The 19,046-nt window shown below is 39.5% G+C and carries 21 protein-coding genes and 1 tRNA gene; 14 read left to right on the forward strand and 8 right to left on the reverse strand.

Translation table 11 applies throughout. The annotated features are described in order from the left end of the window. Positions 1 to 148: hypothetical protein (locus K2N75_RS09220; protein ID WP_363318438.1), on the forward strand; the 148-nt coding region annotated here is incomplete at its 5' end. A gap of 641 nt (positions 149 to 789) precedes the next feature. Here K2N75_RS09220 and yedF read toward each other — a convergent pair. The 4 genes from yedF to K2N75_RS06765 all read right to left on the reverse strand — a co-directional run bounded on the left by yedF (position 790) and on the right by K2N75_RS06765 (position 2,897). After that, positions 790 to 1,017 (reverse strand): sulfurtransferase-like selenium metabolism protein YedF, encoded by a 228-nt coding sequence (gene yedF / locus K2N75_RS06750; protein ID WP_285817420.1) that lies wholly within the window; start codon positions 1,015 to 1,017, stop codon positions 790 to 792. A 29-nt stretch (positions 1,018 to 1,046) separates the two neighbouring features. Then, a complete protein-coding gene (gene yedE / locus K2N75_RS06755) occupies positions 1,047 to 2,273 on the reverse strand; it encodes a selenium metabolism membrane protein YedE/FdhT (protein ID WP_297680744.1) in 1,227 nt (408 codons plus the stop codon). A gap of 195 nt (positions 2,274 to 2,468) precedes the next feature. Then, positions 2,469 to 2,545: transfer RNA gene (locus K2N75_RS06760), tRNA-Arg, on the reverse strand. 55 nt (positions 2,546 to 2,600) lie between these two features. Next, positions 2,601 to 2,897, reverse strand: coding sequence for an HU family DNA-binding protein (locus K2N75_RS06765; RefSeq protein ID WP_297680742.1), 297 nt, complete (start codon positions 2,895 to 2,897; stop codon positions 2,601 to 2,603). 243 nt (positions 2,898 to 3,140) lie between these two features. Here K2N75_RS06765 and gap point away from each other — a divergent pair, with 243 nt between their 5' ends. The 4 genes from gap to K2N75_RS06785 all read left to right on the forward strand — a co-directional run bounded on the left by gap (position 3,141) and on the right by K2N75_RS06785 (position 7,724). Further along, positions 3,141 to 4,136 carry a type I glyceraldehyde-3-phosphate dehydrogenase gene (gene gap, locus K2N75_RS06770; RefSeq protein WP_297680740.1) on the forward strand — a complete coding sequence of 332 codons (996 nt, stop codon included), beginning with the start codon at positions 3,141 to 3,143 and terminating at the stop codon, positions 4,134 to 4,136. 8 nt (positions 4,137 to 4,144) lie between these two features. Further along, positions 4,145 to 5,413, forward strand: a complete 1,269-nt coding sequence (locus K2N75_RS06775; protein ID WP_297680738.1) for a glucose-6-phosphate isomerase — start codon at positions 4,145 to 4,147, stop codon at positions 5,411 to 5,413. Between the two features lie 89 nt (positions 5,414 to 5,502). Then, positions 5,503 to 6,510, forward strand: coding sequence for a phosphate acetyltransferase (pta, locus tag K2N75_RS06780; protein WP_297680736.1), 1,008 nt, complete (start codon positions 5,503 to 5,505; stop codon positions 6,508 to 6,510). A gap of 2 nt (positions 6,511 to 6,512) precedes the next feature. Further along, the gene (locus K2N75_RS06785; RefSeq protein ID WP_297680734.1) at positions 6,513 to 7,724 is read left to right on the forward strand and encodes an acetate kinase; all 1,212 of its coding nucleotides are present in this window, start codon (positions 6,513 to 6,515) and stop codon (positions 7,722 to 7,724) included. 216 nt (positions 7,725 to 7,940) lie between these two features. Here the strand turns inward: K2N75_RS06785 and K2N75_RS06790 are convergent, their stop codons facing one another. The 3 genes from K2N75_RS06790 to K2N75_RS06800 form a co-directional block, all read right to left on the reverse strand. Beyond that, positions 7,941 to 8,828, reverse strand: coding sequence for a hypothetical protein (locus tag K2N75_RS06790; protein ID WP_297680732.1), 888 nt, complete (start codon positions 8,826 to 8,828; stop codon positions 7,941 to 7,943). Positions 8,829 to 8,909: 81 nt separating this feature from the next. Then, a complete protein-coding gene (locus K2N75_RS06795; RefSeq protein ID WP_297680730.1) occupies positions 8,910 to 9,047 on the reverse strand; it encodes a hypothetical protein in 138 nt (45 codons plus the stop codon). A gap of 2 nt (positions 9,048 to 9,049) precedes the next feature. Beyond that, complete coding sequence (locus K2N75_RS06800) at positions 9,050 to 10,738, reverse strand: hypothetical protein (protein ID WP_297680728.1); 1,689 nt, start codon at positions 10,736 to 10,738, stop codon at positions 9,050 to 9,052. Between the two features lie 151 nt (positions 10,739 to 10,889). Between K2N75_RS06800 and recA the strand changes: the two genes are divergently transcribed. From recA to K2N75_RS06840, 8 genes are read left to right on the forward strand one after another with little or no spacing between them, the layout of a single operon-like run. Next, complete coding sequence (gene recA / locus K2N75_RS06805) at positions 10,890 to 11,924, forward strand: recombinase RecA (RefSeq protein WP_297680725.1); 1,035 nt, start codon at positions 10,890 to 10,892, stop codon at positions 11,922 to 11,924. A 9-nt stretch (positions 11,925 to 11,933) separates the two neighbouring features. Further along, positions 11,934 to 12,152: a hypothetical protein gene (locus K2N75_RS06810; RefSeq protein ID WP_297680723.1), complete on the forward strand. Its 219-nt coding sequence runs from the start codon at positions 11,934 to 11,936 to the stop codon at positions 12,150 to 12,152. Next, positions 12,149 to 13,423, forward strand: coding sequence for a phosphopyruvate hydratase (gene eno / locus K2N75_RS06815; protein ID WP_297680721.1), 1,275 nt, complete (start codon positions 12,149 to 12,151; stop codon positions 13,421 to 13,423). Before K2N75_RS06810 ends, eno begins: the two co-directional genes overlap by 4 nt. Beyond that, complete coding sequence (locus K2N75_RS06820; RefSeq protein ID WP_297680719.1) at positions 13,423 to 13,668, forward strand: hypothetical protein; 246 nt, start codon at positions 13,423 to 13,425, stop codon at positions 13,666 to 13,668. The genes eno and K2N75_RS06820 overlap by 1 nt, the downstream gene beginning before the upstream one ends. Next, positions 13,665 to 14,468 (forward strand): AMIN domain-containing protein, encoded by an 804-nt coding sequence (locus K2N75_RS06825; RefSeq protein WP_297680717.1) that lies wholly within the window; start codon positions 13,665 to 13,667, stop codon positions 14,466 to 14,468. The genes K2N75_RS06820 and K2N75_RS06825 overlap by 4 nt, the downstream gene beginning before the upstream one ends. After that, positions 14,455 to 14,946, forward strand: a complete 492-nt coding sequence (locus K2N75_RS06830) for a shikimate kinase (RefSeq protein ID WP_297680715.1) — start codon at positions 14,455 to 14,457, stop codon at positions 14,944 to 14,946. The genes K2N75_RS06825 and K2N75_RS06830 overlap by 14 nt, the downstream gene beginning before the upstream one ends. Beyond that, a complete protein-coding gene (gene waaF / locus K2N75_RS06835; protein WP_297680713.1) occupies positions 14,943 to 16,067 on the forward strand; it encodes a lipopolysaccharide heptosyltransferase II in 1,125 nt (374 codons plus the stop codon). The genes K2N75_RS06830 and waaF overlap by 4 nt, the downstream gene beginning before the upstream one ends. Then, entirely contained in the window at positions 16,064 to 16,927 is an 864-nt protein-coding gene (locus K2N75_RS06840; protein ID WP_297680711.1) for an MqnA/MqnD/SBP family protein, read from the forward strand. The genes waaF and K2N75_RS06840 overlap by 4 nt, the downstream gene beginning before the upstream one ends. On the opposite strand, the gene trpS is transcribed toward K2N75_RS06840, so the two are convergent. Next, on the reverse strand, positions 16,924 to 17,913 hold the full coding sequence (trpS, locus tag K2N75_RS06845; protein WP_297680709.1) for a tryptophan--tRNA ligase: 990 nt from the start codon (positions 17,911 to 17,913) through the stop codon (positions 16,924 to 16,926). The two genes, K2N75_RS06840 and trpS, sit on opposite strands and share 4 nt — an antisense overlap. 96 nt (positions 17,914 to 18,009) lie before the next feature. On the opposite strand from trpS, the gene hisF reads away from it, so the two are divergent. Next, positions 18,010 to 18,780 carry an imidazole glycerol phosphate synthase subunit HisF gene (gene hisF, locus K2N75_RS06850; RefSeq protein WP_297680707.1) on the forward strand — a complete coding sequence of 257 codons (771 nt, stop codon included), beginning with the start codon at positions 18,010 to 18,012 and terminating at the stop codon, positions 18,778 to 18,780. Positions 18,781 to 19,046 lie beyond the last annotated feature (266 nt).

The following is a 19,046-nucleotide window of genomic DNA, read 5'->3' on the forward strand; positions in this document are numbered from 1 at the left end:
CCACACGCAGAATCATTTCTCCAAAATGCTACAAATCCCCCCCCCCCCGATAGCCTTGAACCACTATTTTAATTCTGGATTTTTGTATTTTAATTTACCCAAATTCGCCAACAATTCCAACAAAAATTCCCTGCCTCCAATATCTTAGAACAATCCCTTAAACTCTCCAAACAATATCAACTGCGATTCCACGACCAAGACATTTTAAACGCAATCATTCAAGATGGCTACCAACCGCTTTCTTTTGCCTATAATTTTATGGTGCGCGGCTTTGGGGATTCCTTAAGCTCCCCTTTGAATTACAAAGAATAGCAAAAGAAAGAGAAACGCAAGAACAAAAAATAAATGCGCCATAACGGAACGTTTCACAGCTCTCGCCTCAAACGATTTTGCAAAGCCCTCTTCCAAATTTCGCTTATGAGCTAAACAGAGTTACTACAAGGCTTGTTGGACTTAAACGAAAACCAAAATATCTCGTCCTACTTATTGGAATACTCCGCGCCAAAAAGCGACTTCGCAGGGCTTGCATAGACTATACTTAGTTTAGAAATCAGGAGATTCTATGTCCATTGTAAAGAGGCGCAACAAAATGCAATTATGGAGTTTTTGCCCAACCTAAATCCCAAGCTTGCAAAGCCGCTAAAGCAATTAATAATCCAAAATCTCGTCTTAAGATTCTATTTTGCAAAATAATAGACGCCTCAAATCGCGTTGCAATTCTCGCAAGAGCAGAAAACTAGCCACTGCGTCCTTGCAAGAGCGGGATAGAATCCACTTAGGATTCTTTTCTTAAGGTTTCTTAATCAAATACCTTATCGTAGCTCCTAGTTGCTCCACCCCTAGCACTTCATAGCCGTGATTTTTCGCATCAATGGGAATATTATTAATGCTTTGTGGGCAATCACTGAGTACCTCTAAAATCTCTCCACTTTTAAGCTCGGGTAAAACCTCCAAAGTTCTTACCGCAGGATAAGGGCAAGGCTCACCTTGCAAGTCTAATCTAAAATTTGGGATAATTTCTTTTAAGTTTTGCATACTTTCCTCCTTTATGCGCGTTCAAATCGTTTATTTTTTGCAAAATATCGCCTCTCAAGAAACAACACAAAGGCAAGGAATGCAAAAAGCAGCACATAGCTTACTACCAATCCGCCATAATTGCCAAAGGATTCTAAAAGATTGATTCTAGGGAAACTTGTCGCAAGAGGTTCGGCATAATAATCCCAAGTTGCTGCTAGAAGCGTAGAGCCAATGACATTACCAACACCCACAATCCAATAATGCACCTGCCCCTCAACTGCGCGATACATCCAGCCACATTCACACCCTCCTGCAATCACGATACCAAAGCCAAAGAGCAAGCCGCCAATCACTGCATTTGGCGCAGCCCACATAATTTTAGGCGGAAGCCCAAGCATAATGTAGCTAAACACGCCAATGGTGGAGACCATCATTCCCACAATCACCGCTCTTGCCATATATCCGCGTCCTGTGATGAATAAATCCCTAAAAGCAGAAGTGAAGCAAATTTGTGCGCGTGAAATCGTGAATCCAAACCCCACACCAAATACAACCGCGATAGCTAAAATTGGAATCTTTTTACCCTCCGGAATGTTGCCTTGCGTCATTAAATAAGCCACCCAAACGCTGATTCCAACTAATACCAAAATACCAAGCGTAAAAAACATTTTTGCCCGACTTTGATTTTCTTTGCTAGTTCCAATGTCTTTTTGTGCGCTGACTTTCTCTAGCTTTGTGTGGGAGCGAAAGAGTGGAAGTAAAACAACCTTTGTACCTAGCCAAACGCCCACAAGCGTCATAATCGTAAAAAACCACGCGTGCAAACTAAATTGTGGAATCCCTGTAAAGAAGCTTGCCAAATTACAACCCATACCAATTCTCGCTCCAAATCCAGCGATAATCCCTCCGATGAGTGCTTGAGCGATTCTAATATTGCTTTGTGGCAGACGAAACTTGACATTATTTGCCATTGCCGCAGCGGCAAATGCCCCTGCAAACATTCCAATAATCATCACGCCATCTACCCTATCTAGCGGAGTCCCTTGCAAACCTAGAATCTTAAAATAACCCCAAGTGCTTGTATCCACACCCAAAAGATTCATAATATGTCCGCCCCAACGCGTAAATTCACCTGTAACAGCCCAATAAGTCCCAGTCAAACCAAAATAATAAGCAGCCATTACACCAAGCGCGATAATCGCGGGCATAGGCGACCAAAATTTGACTAGGAATCTTTGCTTATACTCTTGAAACATTTTGATTCCTTAAACAATAAAAGTAATAAATTAACAGATATTTAGACATATTCAAGAAGAAAGAATGAGAAGTCATCATCTGTGCGCTTTAACCCGAAAGCATAAATAGAATAATAACATAATTTTATGGGCTAAGGGATTCTGTATTTTTAAGTTTTTATTATAGATTGTAGAATCTCACAAAGTTAGCAAGTGTGGTATCCTCGATGCGATTCGAACGCATGACCTCACGATTAGGAATCGTGTGCTCTATCCTACTGAGCTACGGGGACAACAGCAAAGTAGTTTAGGAGAATTGCCCAACAAAGAGCGTTGGGCGAAAGGGAGTTATTTTTTGCCTTTTTTGCTAGCGGCTACTGCATCTTTAAGACCTTTTCCAGCCTTAAATTTAGGAACAAATTTATCACTTGTTTTGTATTTTTTATTTGTTCCAGGAACAACACCCTCTTTCCCTTTTTGAAGCACAGTTTCAAATTTACCAAAACCTACAAGCTCAATACTTTCTTTTTTAGAAAGTGCTTTGCTTACCGCCGCTGTAAAAGTGCTGATTGCTTTTTCAGCCTCTTTTTTTGTCTCATACTCTCCGACTTCTTTTACTAAGTCAACAAATTCTGATTTGTTCATTTTGGAAACCTCCATAAAAAGTTTAAAAACGCATTATTGTAGCATAAATTTGCAATTTTCAAGACTTTTGTTAGAAAAAAAATAAATTTATTCTCAAAAAATAAAGCAAAATTTATATTTTTGGGGCAAAATATCCAAAATTTCAACATTAAACTTTATCCCTTCCTTTAAGAATATATAAGGAAGTTTTAAATAATATTAAAAAATTTCAAAATTTTAGAATTGCTTTTTCAAGGAGAATCAATGGCTTTAAAGGTTGCGGTTAATGGAACAGGTAGAATCGGTTTATGTGTATGCAAAATCTTAAGCGAACGCAAAGATTTAGAACTCGTTGCACTCAATACAACAATGCCGATTGATACGCTTATTCATTTGCTAAAATACGATTCTGTGCAAAAAAACAGCGAAGTGAAAAAACTAAGCGAAAATAGCATTGCAATTGGCAAGCAAAAAAATATTCAAATCATCAGCACGCGGGACATTAAAGAGCTAAACTTCGGGAAGTTTGGCGCAAAACTTGTGATAGAATGCACCGGTGCTTTTAATGACCTCAACAAAGCAAGCGCACACCTCTATGGCGGCATTGAACGCGTGGTGATTTCTGCTCCTGCCACAGACGCACCAACTTTTGTTTATGGCGTCAATCACACGAGCTATCAAGGAGAATCTGTAATTTCAAACGCAAGTTGCACTACAAACGCTCTTGCACCGATTGCAAAAGTCTTGCACGATAATTTTACGATTCTTAATGGGTTGATGACAACAATTCATAGTTATACAAACGACCAAAATCTTTTGGATTCCAAACACAAAGACTTGCGACGCGCGCGTGCAGCGGCTTTAAATATGATTCCAACTTCTACGGGTGCTGCCAAAGCCATAGGGCTTGTAATGCCCGAGCTCAAAGGCAAACTTAACGGCTTTTCTATTCGCGTACCAACTCCTGATGTAAGTCTCGTAGATTTGACTTGTGTTACCAAAACTCCTGTAAGCAAAGAATCCATCAATGCTGCCTTTGAAAATGCTGCACAAGGAGCGTTCAAAAATCTTATTTTGGTGGATAATGAGAAACGCGTTTCGGGAGATTTTATCGGAAGCACTTATAGTAGCATTTTTGTTCCAGACTGCACGGTGGTTGTAGGAGAAAATCAGCTCAAAGTTGTCGCTTGGTATGACAATGAATGGGGTTATTCCACACGATTGGTAGATATGGCAAGTTTCGTTGGTTCTAGCCTTTAGGTAGTTTTATGCTCACACTCACAAACACTTATGCGCGTTTTTTGCAAAAAAACCCCAACTTTTTTGCAAAAGAAAATTTGGATTTATTTTTCCAAAAAGTTCTAGTAGAGCGCAATAGTCAGCTTAGTGGATATTATGATTTGCCTTTTGCAAAAAACGAAGCAATTTTTGATTATCTCAAACGCAACAAAACCTTTTTGGATTCTATTTCTAATGTCATCATCGTTGGTATCGGCGGTAGTTCTCTCGGCACAAAGGCGATTGACGCACTTTTATCTCACCAAAGCCACCGCAAAAAAATCAAATTGCGATTCTTAGAACACACCGACCCGATTATTATTAGAAAAGACTTGCAACGCGTCAAATATGAAGACACACTTTTCATCGTGATTTCAAAATCTGGGCTTACTATTGAAACGACTTCGCTTTTAAAATACATTTTGGCGCGATTTTCCCTCCTCAAAAAAGAGCGCAAAAAGCATTTACTTACCATTACAGATGAAAATTCCCCGCTTTTTAAGTGGAGTAAAAGCGAAGAGATAGAATCCGTAACGATTAAGCCAAATATTGGCGGGAGATTCTCTGTATTAAGTGCAGTAGGATTATTGCCTCTTGCGATTTTGGGCTATGATATTGCGGCAATTTTAAAAGGCGCAAGCATTGTAAGCCGCAGATTCTTTGAAGAGCGCAAAGACAATGTGTTAAAAAAGGCATTATTTTTAGCAAGAAACGAAAGCAACTATCCTATTAATATCTTGTTTTCTTATTCTAGTGTTTTTCGTCATTTTAATGCTTGGTATGTGCAATTATGGGGAGAATCCTTAGGCAAACTAGATATGTATGAACAAAGACGCGGTTTGACGCCTATTGCGCTCATTGGAAGCATTGACCAACATTCTTTTTTGCAGCTCATTATGCAAGGACCAGCGAACAAAACCGTAACTTTCCTAAGCGTTAAGAATCTTTCACAAAAACCTCTTTATATTCCAAATATCAGCTTACAAGGCTTAGAATCTACGGATTTTGTTAATCAAACTTCTTTCAATCAACTTTTGAAACTACAATGTATTTCTACCAAAGAAAGCATTATTTCTCAAAATGTTCCTGTGGATTCTATCTTGATTGATTCTCTAAACGAACAAAGCGTGGGCGCGCTTGTATTGTATTACGAATTGCTAACTTCTTGTGTAGGGATTTTGCTACAAATTGATACATACAATCAACCTGGTGTAGAGTTTGGCAAAAAGATATTAAGGGAAAAATTTACACACTCCTAAAAAATTTTTCATTTTTTTACCAAGTTTATACACTCCTTATTATAAAAAATCTTAAAATAGATAAAATCTTAAAATTACAAAGGGTTCGTATGGGTTTCATTCAAATAATCAAAGAAAAGGCAAGGGCAAATCTTCAAACGATTGTTTTGCCAGAAACAAGCGATTTGCGCACATTACAAGCTGCACATAGCGCATTGCAAGAAAAAATCGCAAAGATTATCTTAATCGGAGAGGAAGCAGAAATCAAGCAACGCGCAAAAGAGCATAATCTGCAACTAGACGAGGCAGAATTTATCAATCCTGCAAGCTGTGATATGTTGGAATCTTATGTAGAATTGTTTGTCAAGCTTCGTGCGCACAAAGGCTTAAGCGAGAAGTCCGCGCGCGCGCTCCTGCTTGAAAATCCTCTTTATTTTGGTGTCGCACTTGTAAAATCCAAAAAGGCAAATGGTATGGTTGCAGGTGCGATTAACTCCACTGCAGATGTGCTTCGCGCTTCCTTGCAGATTTTAGGGACAAAAAAAGATTCCAAATTGGTTTCTGCATTTTTCTTGATGATTGTTCCTCAATGCGATTATGGCGAAAATGGAATCTTTATCTTTGCCGATAGCGGTTTGGTGCAGAATCCCAATGCGCAAGAGCTCGCCTCTATTGCCATAGATTCTGCAAAGAGCTTTGAAGCACTCGTAGGGAAAAAAGCTGTGGTTGCTATGCTTTCGCATTCTACTAAAGGAAGTGCGAAACACCCCGATGTAGAGAAAGTCATAGAAGCCACGCGCATTGCCAAAGCAGAAGCACCAGAAATTGCTTTAGATGGGGAATTTCAGCTTGACGCGGCAATCGTCCCAAGCGTGGGCAAATCCAAAGCCCCCGATAGTCCTATTGCAGGAAACGCCAATGTGCTTGTTTTCCCTGATTTAGACGCGGGCAATATTGGCTATAAATTAGTGCAAAGATTGGCAAAGGCGGAAGCTTATGGACCAATCACACAAGGAATCGGCGGTGCAGTCAATGACCTTTCACGCGGTTGCAGCAGTGAAGATATTGTCGGTGTGATTGCAATTACAGCCCTCCAAGCCCAACAAAACAAGGAGTAAATATGGATATTCTAGTTATTAATTGCGGGAGCTCCTCGCTTAAATACCAACTCATCAATACCAACACAGAAGAGGTTTTAGCCTCTGGATTGTGCGATAGAATCGGAATCGCAAATGGACAATTTAGCTATAAACCCAAAGGTGGAGATAAAATTACAAAAAATGTGGATATGTCAGACCACGAAGTCGCTATTAAACTTGTGCTTGAAGCTCTAATAGACCCAAAAGATGGCATTATCAAATCCCTAAACGAAATCAAAGCCACAGGACACAGAATCGTGCATGGAGGCGAGCATTTTACCCATTCTGCACTCGTGAATGATGAGGTCATTGCACACATTGAGGAATGCTCTGATTTAGCTCCTTTGCACAATCCTGCGCATTTGCTAGGAATCCGAGCCTGTAAGCATTTAATGCCCAACACTCCAATGGTTGCCGTCTTTGACACCGCATTTCACCAAAGTATGCCGCCACACGCTTATATTTATGGTTTGCCTTATGAATATTATGAAAAATACAAAATTCGTCGCTACGGATTCCACGGCACAAGCCATAGCTATGTTTCTAAACGCACAGCGAAATTTTTGGGGATTCCATTAGAAAATTCTCGGATTATCACCTGTCATTTGGGCAATGGCTCTAGCATTTGCGCAATCAAAAATGGCAAAAGCATAGATACAAGTATGGGTTTAACTCCGCTTGAGGGCTTGGTTATGGGCACAAGAAGCGGGGATTTAGACCCTGCGATTATTGATTACATCGCCCAAAAAGAAAATCTAAGCACAAAAGAAGTGCTAAATATCCTCAACAAAAAATCAGGCGTGCTTGGAATCTCTGGGATTTCTAGCGACTTTAGAGATTTACTTGCAGCCGACGAAGAAGGCAACTTAAAAGCGCGTTTTGCTAGGGAAGTTTTTGCCTATCGTGTGGCAAAATATATCGGTGCTTACACTGCGGCACTTGTAGGGGTTGATGCAATTGCGTTTTGCGCAGGTGTGGGAGAAAATGCGAAGTTCATTCGCGGGAAAATTGTTTCGCATTTACACTTTTTAGGAATCAATCTTGACGAATCTGCCAACCTTGAAACCGTGGGCAAAGAGGGCATTATTTCTACTCCCGATTCTAAAGTCAAAGTTTGCGTGATTCCGACCAATGAAGAATTGATGATTGCGAGAGATACACGCGAGATTGTTTTAAAAGCTCAAGAGCATTAATTTTCTATTGCGAGATTCCACAAGGAATCGTGGCAGTCTATATGCTGGGATTTGTCATTGCGAGACTTGATTTATCAAGTCGTGGCGTGCATTTGCGCTAGCAAATTCACCCGCTTTAGTGCAAATCCACAATAACACACTTCTTTAAAAGATTCCATTGCAAAGATTACTTTATGCAAATAATAAAACCGCAATGGTATTAGCAGAGAACTCTCGTCATTCTTTCAAAAATCCATATTCATAGACTTTGGGTTCTATTCTTTTTGCTAAACCTTTAAGTGTAGCATTGAGAGTGCCTATCAAATCTTTATAATAAGAATCTTGCGCCTTTTGAGGTAGATTCATCTTGCCCTTGTCACTAAAGCCTTGAAAATATGCTTTAATGTCATAAAGAGAGGCGTTGGGGTTATAAGGATTTGCAGAATCCTTAAATTCTTGGGAGTGATAGTATTTCCACAAGTTTAATCCTGCGTCAAAAACCGCTTGGGATTCCGCGCTAAACTCTAACTTTTTTGTGGGGATAAAGCAAGTTTGCTCCAAGTCCTCATTGCTAAAAAGCGTGTTGTTGGATTCTGTGGTTTTGGAATCTAGCTTGATTTTACCCTGTAAAAATAAATGCATAAAGTGGCTTTCAAAGGCTTCCTTCGCCCCTACTTGTGATTCGCTAAAGGGGATAAAGTGATTTACGCCCTCCTTGCTTGTGATTCTATTTTTTTCATAAAAAAGCATAAAAGCAAGGCAATCGTTTTGAAATGTGGAATCTTTTTGCCATTCCTCATTAGGATAAAGAAATTGGTCGTTGTGATTTATCCAAGTGTGCGGGATACAATGACGCACAGAGAAATAGAGGGCAAAGGGAATGAGATTGCTTTGGGTAAAATTTAGGCAATATCTTGCTAAAGGACGAGAAAGAATGCAAACTTTTTGTTGATTTTGAAAATCACTAGGATAGTTTGACATCATTCCAAGACTTTGCTCTTGCGTATTTTTAAAACAAACCCACCACTGATTTAGTGATTTATGTTTATCTAATAGAGTATAAAATCTCTTTTTCCCTATAAATTCTCCATTTCTTTCAAACACATCAAGTTCTATGGTTTTCATTTGTCTTTTAATCTCTCAAACACCGCTTTATTTTCTGGCTTCTTTAAGTCTTGTAGCATAGATTCACGCAAATACTGAAAATCATCGGCTTTTTCTATGCTTAATCTTGCTTCTGCCTTTTTTGCTTACTTTTTTAATCTTAAGTTCTGGTCTAAATGCTTTTAGGCACTTAATCACTCGCAAAGTTGCAGAATCTACATTCTTAAGCGTTAAAGTCATTTTTACTCCTTTTGTTTTGTGTCATTATAGCCTATTTCTTTGTTGTTTTCGTCCAAATCCCACACCAAAAAGCCGATGGGAAATTGCCCTTTGACATTATCAAAAGTATCGGCGGGGCATAGAAAACCTGCAAGAAATTTTGCCTTAAAAGTCTCACGAAACTTCACAAAATTGCTTGAATTAAGATATTTGAGTGTAGAGAAACTTGCAAGCTTGCAGTGTGGAATCTCCTTATAAATTCTTATAAAAAATTGCGCAAAAAGTTCGTTACTTGCTTTGCCCAAAGTTTCTTTATACTTTTCATAGGTGGCATTACCCAAGCTTACACCACTTTTGTTTTTGCCTGTCCCTGCTGGTGTCGTGCCTGAAGTCGCCTCCGCATAGGGGGGATTGATAAAAATGATGAGTTTTTTGCGCTTTGCTTCGTCTTTTAGAATCTTTTGCAAGGTTTTGGGCAATTTAGATTCTTGGCAGTCTTTACAAGCAGAATCTAACTTGTCTTTATGCTTCTCACAAGGCTTATCAAGCAAATTGTCATTCAAAAAGTCAAATTGGAAAATATGATTTTGTAAAAGCGACAAGTGTTTATTCTCTGCTAACTCTTGCATAATTTTCACATCTGCCTTATCTAGTGTGGAGGCATAGAGGTTTTGCGATTCAGTGAGATTTGCTAGGAGATTCCCTGTCCCTGCTGCACAATCCCATACATAATATTCGCTCTGCCAATCCTCGCCTAAGGCTTTTTCTAGGTAACTTTGTGCCTTTTGCACCCAAATTTGCGGGGTGAAAAACGCTCCTTTGCGCTCTCGTATGTCGCTAGGCACAAGCAAATCACGCCTATCTATAATGTAATCCCAATATTCTTGTCTTGGCGGACGCTCATAGAGATTCCAAAACTCTGTATGGGCTTTTTGATTATCCTTAAAACTTGCGGAATCCTTTTGCTCCGAACCCATAAAAGTTATCGTCTTGTTAAACTCATAATGTGTGCTTTTCAGCACGACAAAAAGCTTATCTAGCAAACTTTGATTCTCGCTGCTTAGCAAATCCGCTAGATAAAAATCCGCGTCCAAGATTCCAGAATCTTTAGCGCGATTCCAATCAATGCTAATGGAGTCTTTCACCTTTAGCAGCCATTTTTGATAGATAAGATTAAAGTTGTTTTTGGTAATTTGGACTTTATGCAGATACGAATTATCTAATGTGAAGTTTTCTTTGATAAACTCGCGCAACTCTTTAGAATCTGCCTTGAAATCAAACTGCAATTTTTTGGACTCCAAAAGCTCTTTGCTTGTTGCGTAGAGTTGCTTAAACTCTTTAGAATCGTGGTTGCTAGGCGTAACATTCCAATTAAAATCATTTTGGGCAAAAACACTCATTATTGCGTGATAAGGGATAAAAGCAATTTTCTCTGCGTCCAATGCACCCAAGAATAATGGTGGAAGCTCATTTTCAAAAGTGTATTCCTTACCAATAGTTAAGATAAGCTGCACAAAGGATTCTATAATATCGTTTTTGTTGCCCTTTTTCGCCTCTGCCCAAAGAAAATGAATAGAGGAGAAAAGGTTATCACTTTTATAAGATATACAAAAATCTATTTTGCCTAGAATCTGTGTGCTATTAAATCCTTTGAAAAAGTCTTGTGCGACTTTATTTTTCAGCTCTTCTTCTAAAATATTTAGGGGATACATTTTCTCTCTTTTATGCTTTTTTGTGTTTTTAAAATTATATTCTTAAAAACCTTTGTGAAAACCTACTCCATTTGAAAACTTCTAAAAAAATTATTTTGAAATTTTTATGTGTTTTTAGCTACAATTGAAGTTTTAATTTTTAGGAGAAAAAATGGCTTTGGACGAAAACAAACAAAAAGCGATTGAACTTGCCATTAAGCAAATCGATAAAGCCTTTGGAAAGGGCGCGCTAATCAGACTTGGCGATAAACCTGTAGAAAAGATTGATGCCATTAGCACAGGTTCTTTGGGGCTTGACATTGCACTTGGAATCGGTGGAGTGCCAAAGGGGCGAATCATTGAAGTTTATGGACCCGAGAGTTCAGGAAAAACGACTTTGGCATTACAAATTGTCGCGGAATGCCAAAAAAAAGGTGGAATCTGTGCGTTTATTGACGCAGAACACGCGCTAGATGTTACTTATGCCAAGCGACTAGGCGTAGATGTAGAAAACCTGCTCGTTTCTCAACCAGATTTTGGCGAACAAGCCTTAGAAATCCTAGAAACACTCACAAGAAGCGGTGGCGTGGATTTAATCGTGATTGACTCTGTCGCGGCTCTCACGCCTAAAAGCGAGATTGATGGCGATATGGGAGACCAACATGTAGGCTTACAGGCGCGTTTAATGAGTCAAGCATTACGAAAAGTAACAGGTGTGATTCACAAAATGAACACCACAGTGATTTTTATCAACCAAATTCGTATGAAAATCGGAATGATGGGTTATGGCAGCCCAGAGACTACGACCGGCGGAAATGCGCTTAAATTCTATGCGAGCGTGCGCATTGATGTGCGCAGAATCGCAACCTTAAAACAAGGCGAACAAAATATCGGCAATCGCGTAAAAGCAAAAGTAGTCAAAAACAAAGTTGCGCCACCCTTTAGAGGAGCAGAATTTGATATTATGTTTGGCGAGGGGATTAGCAAAGAGGGCGAACTCATTGACTATGGCGTAAAACTAGACATTGTAGATAAAAGTGGCGCGTGGTTGAGCTATCAAGACAAGAAACTTGGACAAGGCAAGGAAAATGCAAAGGCTTTCTTGAAAGAAAATCCAGAAATTGCACAAGAAATCGGAGAAAAAATCAAAGCTTCTATTTCTATTTCTGATGACTTATCTAGTGATGATACAAATGAAGTGGATTAAGGAAAAACAATGAAACAATGGATATTTAAAATAAGCAGTGTTGCGATTCTTTTGAGTGCGCTTGGAAGTATTACTCTAGCGCAAGAAACACAAGATAAATCTTGTTGCACAATTGCAGGCGCAGGTGGCTTTACTCTAAGCGAAGAGGATAAGGCGTCTTTGCAAGAAAATCAAGAATCCCAAACTTCCCAACCAACAAATGACCAACCAAAAAAGGAGAAAGAATGATTTACATTGATGAAGTGAGTGCGCAAGAAGTATTAGATAGCAGGGGAAATCCTACAATCAAAGCAACCATTCTCTTAAGCGATGGCACAGCCGCAAGTGCAATCGTCCCAAGTGGCGCAAGCACAGGCAAAAGAGAAGCTTTGGAATTGCGCGATAAAGACGAGCGATTTTTGGGCAAAGGCGTATTAAAGGCTTGTGAAAATGTCAATACTACAATTTGTGATTCTATCACGGGTTTAAGCCCTTTTGACCAAAGTGCGATAGATAATCTTTTGATAGAACTTGATGGCACAGAAAACTTTTCCAATCTAGGTGCAAATGCAACTTTGGGCGTTTCTATGGCAGTAGCACGCGCTGCGGCAAAAAGCCTAAATCTCCCGCTTTATCGCTATTTGGGTGGAGCAAACGCACTGACTTTGCCCGTGCCAATGCTGAATATCATCAATGGAGGAAGCCACGCGGACAATACGGTGGATTTTCAAGAATATATGATTATGCCTGTGGGCTTTGAATGCTTCAGTGAGGCATTACGCGCAAGTGCTGAAATCTATCAACATCTCAAAAAACTGCTCAAAGACTCTAAACACATTACAAGTATCGGTGATGAGGGAGGATTCGCCCCTAACCTCAAAACCAACGAAGAGCCAATTCAAGTGATTTTGGAAGCTGTGAAAAAAGCGGGCTACAAAGAGGGAGAGCAAATCGCGATTGCATTAGATGTGGCAAGCAGTGAATTTGTCAATGATGAGGGTATTTATTGCCTCAAAGGCGAGGGCAAAAACTTAAGCAGCGAGGAGCTGATTGAATATTATGAAAAGTTAATCGCAAAATATCCTATTGTCTCTATTGAAGACGGCTTGAGCGAGGACGATTGGGAGGGTTGGAGCAAACTTACACAAAAGCTCGGCAACAAAGTGCAGCTTGTGGGTGATGATTTGTTTGTAACAAATGCTAAAATCCTAGAAGAAGGAATCGCGAAGAATATCGCAAATGCTGTGCTTATCAAGCCTAATCAAATCGGAACAATCAGTCAAACAATGCAAACAATCCGCCTAGCACAACGCAATCATTATCGTTGCATTATGAGCCACCGCAGCGGAGAGAGCGAGGATAGCTTCATTGCAGATTTTGCTGTGGCATTAAATACTGGTGAAATCAAAACAGGCTCTACTGCTAGAAGTGAGCGTATGGCAAAGTATAATCGCTTGCTAGCGATTGAAAATGAATTGGCGTTTCCTGTTTATTTGGGTAAAAAACTTTTTAACAAATAATGGAATCTCCTGCATTTCAAAAGGGTGGATTCTACAAACTTCTACCCTTTTTAAGCCTCGTTTTATTGATTTGTTTATTGGGAGTTTATTTTGGCAATTTGCTCTTTGGCACAAACTCTTTAAGCGTGCTTTTGGATATTAAAGACAAGGAATCCCAAATACGCAAGGAAGTCAAACGGCTAATGCACGAGAATGCAAATCTACAAAAAGAACTTTTTGAATTGAAAGGACTTGAACCGCAATGAAACACCTAAAATTAATTTGCAGCACAATGATGATAATCTCCATAAATGGATTACTTGCGCAAGAGAAAGCAGAAGCTTTGCCAGAGATTCCAACTCTTAACATTGATACGCAAAAAAATCCAACACCCCCTAGCGACACACAAGAGCAGCCCAAAAACAATGCACAAACAGAAATGCCAGAATCCAATGCTCCAACTCTAGTAGAAAATAATAATGAAACCAATGCAACCAAAAAAGGGCGCGACCCCTTTACGCCTGTGATTACTCCAAAAGAAAGTGGGCAAATTACCAACGCTCCACAGCTTGATTTATTCACCAAAACAGAGTTGATTTTGCCCTCTACTGCTAGAAAAATCAAAAAAATTACTTTAGAATATCAGAATCTTAATGGTTCTATTACGAGCATTGAACAGAATCTTGAAGGAGATATTGATTGGCATTTTCCTTTGATTTTAAGCCAAGAAGTGCAGCCACAATCTCCCAAAACCTTAGAGAAACAAGACTTCACTTTGGGCAATCTATTTGATTTTAACATCGCAAAGCAAAAGATTCAATTCAAAACTTCTCTTCGTATGCTTCGTGATTTCACCCTTGCTTCGCCTACGCGTTTGGTATTGGATTTCAAAGCACCCAATAAAACCTCGCTTCAAGAGACTTTTGATTCACAAATTCCCTCTATTCCAAAGATTTCTTTGAGCACACATTTGGATTTTTATCGCATTACATTCAATCTTGATGGGCAATACAAATACAAAATCACTCAAAATTCGTCTGGAAATTACGAGATTGAACTCTACTAATTGTGTTCTTATCGGCTTTATGGGCAGTGGTAAAAGCACGATTGCCAAAGCCCTGCACCAAGCCAACCACGCATTGGTTTTGGATAGCGATTCCATTATTGAAAGCAATGAGGGCTTAAGCATAAAAGAGATCTTTTCACTCTATGGTGAAAAATATTTTAGAGATTTAGAATGTAAATTTTGCCAATTCATTGCACACAATGTCCAAAACGCTATTATCTCCACAGGCGGAGGAATGCCCTTGTTTTGCGATGTTCAATCAATGGGAAAGGTTTTTTTCTTGCATTTAGAATTTGAAAGAATTTTAAGTCGCTTAAATGCGGAGGAGAGAACGAAACGCCCCTTGTTTCAAAATTACGATTCTGCTTTAGAGCTTTATAATGCGCGCCTAAAGCATTACCAATCTTGCGCACACTATGTGATTAATGCAGACCAAAGCATTCAGGCGATTACACAAGAAATTTTAGACAAACTATGAATAAGATTTTGATTAGAATCCCAAATTGGCTAGGAGACGCTGTAATGGCAACTTTTGCATTGGAGATTCTATTTTCGCGCTTTCCTTACGCACATTTTTATTTAGTTGGAAGTGCCACAAGCATTGCAATTTTTGCACATTATCCCCGCGTAAGTATATTAGAAGACAAAAGCAAAAAGGCAAAGTTTAGAATCCTAAGCCTCTACCGCCTTGCAAAATCCATTCCTCCTTGCGATTTAGGATTCACCTTTCAAAACAACTTCCTCTCCGCCCTTTTACTTTACTTCAATGGTGCAAAATTTCGTGCGGGATTTGCAAAAGAAATGCGAAGTTTTTTGCTCACATTCCACCCCAAAAAACCCAAAGGTATTCACGAAGCCTTGCGTTTTGCGCGTCTTGTAGAAGCTGCCTTGCACTCCCAAAGATTCCAAACCCAAAATCAAAACTTGGAATCTTTGGAGATTCCGCCCAAACTCTACCTCAAAAAGCCTAATCTACAAATTACTTTGCCGAAGCATTTTAAAGATTCCAAAATTGCAGGAATTAACGCAGGAGCAGCCTTTGGAGCAGCAAAAAGATGGGAGGAATCCTATTTTGCGCAAGTGATTTGGTTTTTGCTAAGTCAAGATTACAAAATCATTCTTTTTGGCGTGCAAAGCGAAAATGCGATAAACGACAAAATCCTAGAGCATTTGCGCGCAATTCCACATTTCACGGAATCTGCTCTCCAAAACATTCTCAATCTAAGCGGAAAAACTACGATTGAAAGCCTCATAGCATATTTTCTCAAGATTGATTTTTTGCTTACCAATGACAGCGGTCCTATGCACATTGCAAGCGCATTGGAGATTCCCACTCTCGCCCTTTTTGGACCTACAAACACAAAGGAAACTTGTCCCTTTAACGCCAAAAATTCACATATTCTCTCCCTTGAAACATTCCACCAAAAACTTCCTTGTATGCCCTGTATGCAACGCACCTGCCCTATTCCCAAAGATTCCACAGATTACCACGCTTGTATGCGGAATCTTACGCCAAATCTTGTCATCAACAAGATTCAATCCCTTATAAGCGAAATTGAAATACAATCCACCCAAAAATTAGCAAGCGAGCAACAATGAGAACTTTAAACTTAGGACATTCTCCCGATGCAGACGATTTGTTTATGTATTATGCGATTGCCTTTGGTTGGGTTAGCAATCCTGAAATTTCTTTCCAATCCTGTGCGCTAGACATTGAAACATTAAACATCAAAGCCTTAAAGGGCGAGCTAGATATTTCTGCAATTTCCTTTGGCATTTATCCTCTTGTGGCACAGGAACAATGCCTGCTAAGAACGGGGGTTAGCTTTGGCGAAGGTTATGGACCTAAGCTCATTAAACTAAAAGGCAAGAATCTTAAAAAAAACTTCAAAGTTGCTTTAAGCGGTGCGCACACGACAAATGCTATGCTGTTTAAAATTGCTTATCCGCAAGCAAGAATCGTTTATAAAAATTTCCTTGAAATTGAAAATGCAGTATTAAGCGGTGAAGTAGATGCAGGTGTATTAATCCACGAATCCATTTTAACTTTTGATGAAAGACTAGAAGTAGAGCGAGAGATTTGGGATATATGGCGTGAATTAAACAAGCAAGACTTGCCCTTACCGCTTGGGGGAATGTGTATCCGCCGCTCCTTGCCACTAAGTGTCGCAATACTTTGCGAGGAAATGCTGACAAAAGCGGTGAAAGTCGCACTAGAGAACAAGCCACTTTTATCCAAAATGCTAGAGGAGCGGAATCTTATTCGCGTAGATTCTAAGAAACTTGAAACCTACCTCAACCTCTATGCCAACGAGGATTCCATAAGTCTAAGTAGTAAGCAGCTAGAAGCAATCAACGCGCTTTTTAAAATCGGCTTTGATTATAAAATCTACGCACAAATCCTAGAAGTGCAGGATTGTTTGATTCCAACCGAATATAAAGAGTTTCGCAACAGCTAAATGAGCCCCATTTTTTCTTTGGCTTCCTTATAAGTTGTAGCGGCAATCTCGCGTGCGCGCACTTCTCCTTCTTGCAAGATTTTGTGCAAATAATCTTTTTCGCTGCTTAACTTTTCGTAGGCTTGACGAATCGGACGCAATCCCTCAATTACGACTTCTGCCACCCTTTCCTTTAACTTTCCATAACCCTGCCCCGCGAACTCTGCTTCAATCTCCTCTGCTTTTTGTTTAGTAAAACACTGATAAATATTAAGCAGATTATAAACCCCTGCGCGATTCTTATCAAATGCGATAATTCCCTCGCTATCCGTTGTTGCCTTTTTAAATTTTTTTGTTATCGTTTCGGGCGAATCAATTAGGGCAATAGAGTGGTTTGGCTTATCACTAGAGCTTTTACTCATTTTCTTTGTCGGGTCGTCTAACCCCATAATGCGCGCACCCTCTTTTAAAATCAAAGGTTCAGGCACGACAAAAGTTTCGCCAAAATCCCGATTAAAGCGAATTGCAGTATCACGTGCTAACTCAATATGCTGCTTTTGGTCTTCCCCAACCGGCACGAGATTGCTTTGATAGAGTAAAATATCCGCGCTCATCAAGTTAGGATAATTAAAAAGCCCTGCAAAAATATTTTTAGGATTCTTTTGGCTTTTGTCCTTAAACTGCGTCATACGACTTAAGTCCCCCATTGGCGTGATACAAGTCAGCAACCAAGCCAAAGAAGTATGTTCTTGGATTGTTGATTGGATAAAAAGCGTGGATTTTTGCGGACTAATCCCACACGCAAGAAGTATTGCGCACAAATCATAGGTTTTTTGGCACAAGACTTTCGGGTCTTGTGGAATCGTAATGGCGTGAGAATTTACCACGCAAAAAATATTTTCATATTTTTCTTGATTTTCTACCCAATTTTTCACTGCGCCCAAATAATTTCCTAAATGGATATTGCCTGTGGGTTGAATCCCAGAAAACACGCGCGACTTTTGCATAATAATCCTTAATAAGTTTAAATCAAGCCGCAATTATAGCCAAAACTTAGACTTAAAATAAAATTTGCTAAGATTTTGCAAACAAAAGGAAACAAAATGAGCAAAGACACATTGGCAAAGAGAATCATTCCGTGTTTGGATATTAAAAACGGACGCGTGGTTAAGGGAGTGAATTTCGTAGGGCTTCAAGACGCAGGGAATCCTGTGGAGGTTGCCAGACGCTACAACGAGGAAGGCGCGGACGAGATTACCTTTTTGGATATTACCGCCACCCTTGAGGCAAGGAATACAACCCTTGAAATGGTGCGCAATGTCGCCAAAGAAGTGTTTATCCCGCTAACGGTTGGGGGAGGGATTTCAAGTTTGGAACATATTTATGATTTACTGAATGCGGGTTGCGATAAGGTTAGCCTCAACTCCTCGGCACTTAAGAATCCGGATTTGATTACGCAAGGTGCGAAGCGGTTTGGTTCTCAATGTATTGTCGTAGCCATTGACGCTAAAAGGCGCGCAAAGGGGAAAGGTTGGGAAGTTTATACGCACGGGGGACGCAACAACACGGGAGTGGATTTGGAGCAATGGGCAAAGGAATCCTATGAGCGCGGAGCAGGTGAGATTCTGCTTACAAGTATGGATTGTGATGGCACAAAGTCAGGTTATGATTTGGAGCAGTTGCGTTTGATTTCGCAAAGTGTTGGGATTCCGCTTATCGCAAGCGGTGGAGCAGGAAGCAAAGAGCATATTTTTGAAGCCTTTTTAAATGGAGCAGACGCCGCACTTGCCGCGTCTATTTTTCATTATCAAGAAATCCATATTATGGATTTGAAGCAATATTTAAAGGCACAAGGAATCGCAGTGAGGATTTAGCGAACCTTTGCGCATTTTATATCATAAGAACACGGAGAATGAATTGCAAGAAAAATTCAAATGGGGTAAATTTATTTTAGATTGTTTTTTGTGTTTTGGAATTTTAATAGTATTTCCGTTTATATATTCTTATTTAATTAAAAGTGATGATTTGAGATGGCTCTTATACCCCATACAATGGTTTATATATCCTATACAATGGTTTATATATCCTATACAATGGCTCTTTAATATTGATATTCATACTATTATCAATATATCGGAAT

This window comes from Helicobacter sp., from assembly GCF_029067145.1.
Classification (GTDB): Bacteria; Campylobacterota; Campylobacteria; order Campylobacterales; family Helicobacteraceae; genus Helicobacter_D.